2 protein-coding genes are annotated in these 2660 nt (G+C 37.3%); both read left to right on the top strand.

Annotation, left to right across the window (positions count from 1 at the left end):
- Positions 1-89: 89 nt before the first annotated feature.
- A complete protein-coding gene (locus AC52RT_RS15830) occupies positions 90-254 on the top strand; it encodes a hypothetical protein (RefSeq protein WP_495541633.1) in 165 nt (54 codons plus the stop codon).
- 130 nt (positions 255-384) lie between these two features.
- Positions 385-2574 carry a DNA topoisomerase III gene (locus AC52RT_RS15825; RefSeq protein ID WP_495541632.1) on the top strand — a complete coding sequence of 730 codons (2190 nt, stop codon included), beginning with the start codon at positions 385-387 and terminating at the stop codon, positions 2572-2574.
- Positions 2575-2660 lie beyond the last annotated feature (86 nt).

Here is a 2660-nt window from a genome sequence, read left to right as displayed (position 1 = left end):
TGGATGACAATGGAGTCCTTTAAAATCATTTGGGATATTTTTTGAACCAAGGTGCTTAAATAGGACCGTAACAACACAAACCACAAAGTATGCGGAAACGTACTTTAGTAGGGAAACACCAAATGCAAATACTGAAGCTATCGGCTCACTTAGGATTAAGTGATGCCTATTATTTCATGACCATCTTAGCTATTATCGCATTTGTATTAACACTATTCATTCCATCTAAAGAAAAGATGAAACAGCTATTTTAATCCAAAGCCGGCACATTTTTAACATGTGCCGGCTTTACCTTATTCAGCTGCTTAGGAGCCTGCTGGGCAATTTCTTCCTTAAAATTATGTTATATTATACGGTAAATAGTTAGTAAGGGAGTTCGAATAAATGGCAAAAAGTGTAGTCATTGCTGAGAAGCCTTCAGTCGCACGAGATATAGCAAATGTATTGAAATGTACTAAGAAAGGAAATGGCTTTTTAGAAGGTGACAAATACATCGTTACCTGGGCATTGGGCCATTTAGTTACACTAGCAGATCCAGAAGCATATGATACTAAATTTAAAACATGGAATTTAGAAGACCTTCCCATGCTTCCCGATCAAATGAAGTTAGTGGTCATGAAACAAACGGGGAAGCAGTTCAATACGGTTAAAGCACAATTAACCCGTACTGATGTAAATGAAATCATTGTCGCAACCGATGCGGGGAGAGAAGGAGAATTAGTTGCACGTTGGATTATTGATAAAGCAAAAGTTCACAAACCCATCAAACGCCTCTGGATATCTTCTGTAACAGATAAAGCAATTAAAGATGGATTCAATAATTTAAAACCTGGTAAAGATTATGAAAACTTATATGCTTCTGCCGTAGCCCGTTCGGAGGCTGACTGGTATATAGGTTTGAATGCTACGCGTGCCTTAACCACAAAATATAATGCACAGTTAAACTGCGGCCGTGTGCAAACACCAACCGTTGCGATGGTTGCAGCACGTGAAGAAGAAATTAAGCATTTTAAGCCTCAAACATACTATGGAATCGAAGCCAAAACACCTGGTCTTTCATTAACTTGGCAGGATGCAAAAGGGAACAGTCGGAGTTTTAATAAAGAAAAGACCGATGAAATCGTGAAATCACTTGGCAGCAAAGATGCTTCTATTATTTCCATTGACCGCAAAGCAAAGAAAACATTTGCACCTGCTCTATATGACTTAACTGAATTACAACGTGATGCAAATAAGATTTTTGGCTATTCTGCTAAAGAAACCTTAAATATTATGCAAAAACTGTATGAGCAGCATAAAGTCTTAACTTATCCGCGTACAGATTCACGTTATTTAACTTCGGATATTGTAAGCACACTTCCTGAGCGTTTGAAAGCATGTGCTGTAGGTGATTATCGTTCTCTTGCCAATAAGGTATTAACTAAACCAATTAAAGCATCAAAAGCATTTGTAGACGATAGCAAAGTAAGTGATCACCATGCCATTATTCCAACTGAAGATTATGTGAATATTTCATCCTTCACGGACAAAGAACGCAAAATTTACGACCTTGTCGTGAAACGTTTCTTAGCTGTATTATTCCCTGCATTTGAATATGAGCAATTAACCGTACAAACCAAGATTGGTGATCATACGTTTATTGCAAAAGGAAAAACAGTGATTCATTCTGGATGGAAAGAAGTTTATGCAAACCATTTTGATGATGAAGAATCAAAAGACGATGTAAAAGAGCAGCTATTGCCTAAACTTGAAAAAGGCGATGTATTAAAGACAAATATAATCACTCAAACATCAGGCCAAACAAAGCCGCCTGCCCGCTTTAATGAGGCGACTTTACTATCAGCTATGGAAAACCCTGCGAAATATATAAAAACAGACGATAAGAAGCTTGCAGATACATTAAGGTCAACTGGCGGACTTGGTACAGTTGCTACTCGTGCTGAAATCATTGATAAATTGTTTAATTCATTCCTATTTGAAAAACGCGGTGGTAAAGAAATCTATATGACGTCTAAAGGACGTCAGCTATTAGATTTAGTGCCGGAAAAACTAAAATCTCCTGCAACAACAGCTGAATGGGAACAAAAGCTTGAGCAAATAGCAAAAGGGAACCTGAAAAAAGATGCTTTTATTAATGAAATGAAGCATCATACAAAAGAGATTGTCAAAGAAATTAAAGCTAGCGATAAAAAGTATAAACACGATAACATTTCTACAAAATCGTGCCCTGACTGTGGTAAACCAATGCTTGAGGTGAACAACAAAAAGGGAAAAATGCTAGTCTGCCAAGACCGTGAATGTGGACATAGGAAGAATGTTGCCCGCGTAACCAACGCACGCTGTCCACAATGTAAAAAGAAAATGGAACTTCGTGGTGAAGGCGACGGTCAAATCTTCACTTGTAAATGTGGCTATCGAGAGAAACTATCTGCTTTTGAAGCAAGACGTAAAAAAGAAACTGGTGGAAAAGTAGATAAGCGTACTGTGCAAAAGTACTTAAAAGAGCAAGAAAAAGAAGCTGAACCGATTAATAATCCATTTGCAGACTTACTAAAAGGAATTAAATTTGATTGACGTAAGTTAGGCGGAGAAGTGTATATATTCTCCGTCTTTTCTATTGTGATATGACTAAGGATTTCAGTGAAGTTATCTCAATTATT

The sequence above is a fragment of the Peribacillus sp. genome (assembly GCF_059453735.1).
Note: the sequence above shows the minus strand (reverse complement) of the source record. Positions and strands in the feature narration are given on the sequence as shown.

Bases quoted from the DNA above. Each gene is read 5' to 3' on its own strand.
- AC52RT_RS15825 (WP_495541632.1), top strand. From the start codon at position 385: ATGGCAAAAAGTGTAGTCATTGCTGAGAAGCCTTCAGTCGCACGAGAT.
- AC52RT_RS15830 (WP_495541633.1), top strand. From the start codon at position 90: ATGCGGAAACGTACTTTAGTAGGGAAACACCAAATGCAAATACTGAAG.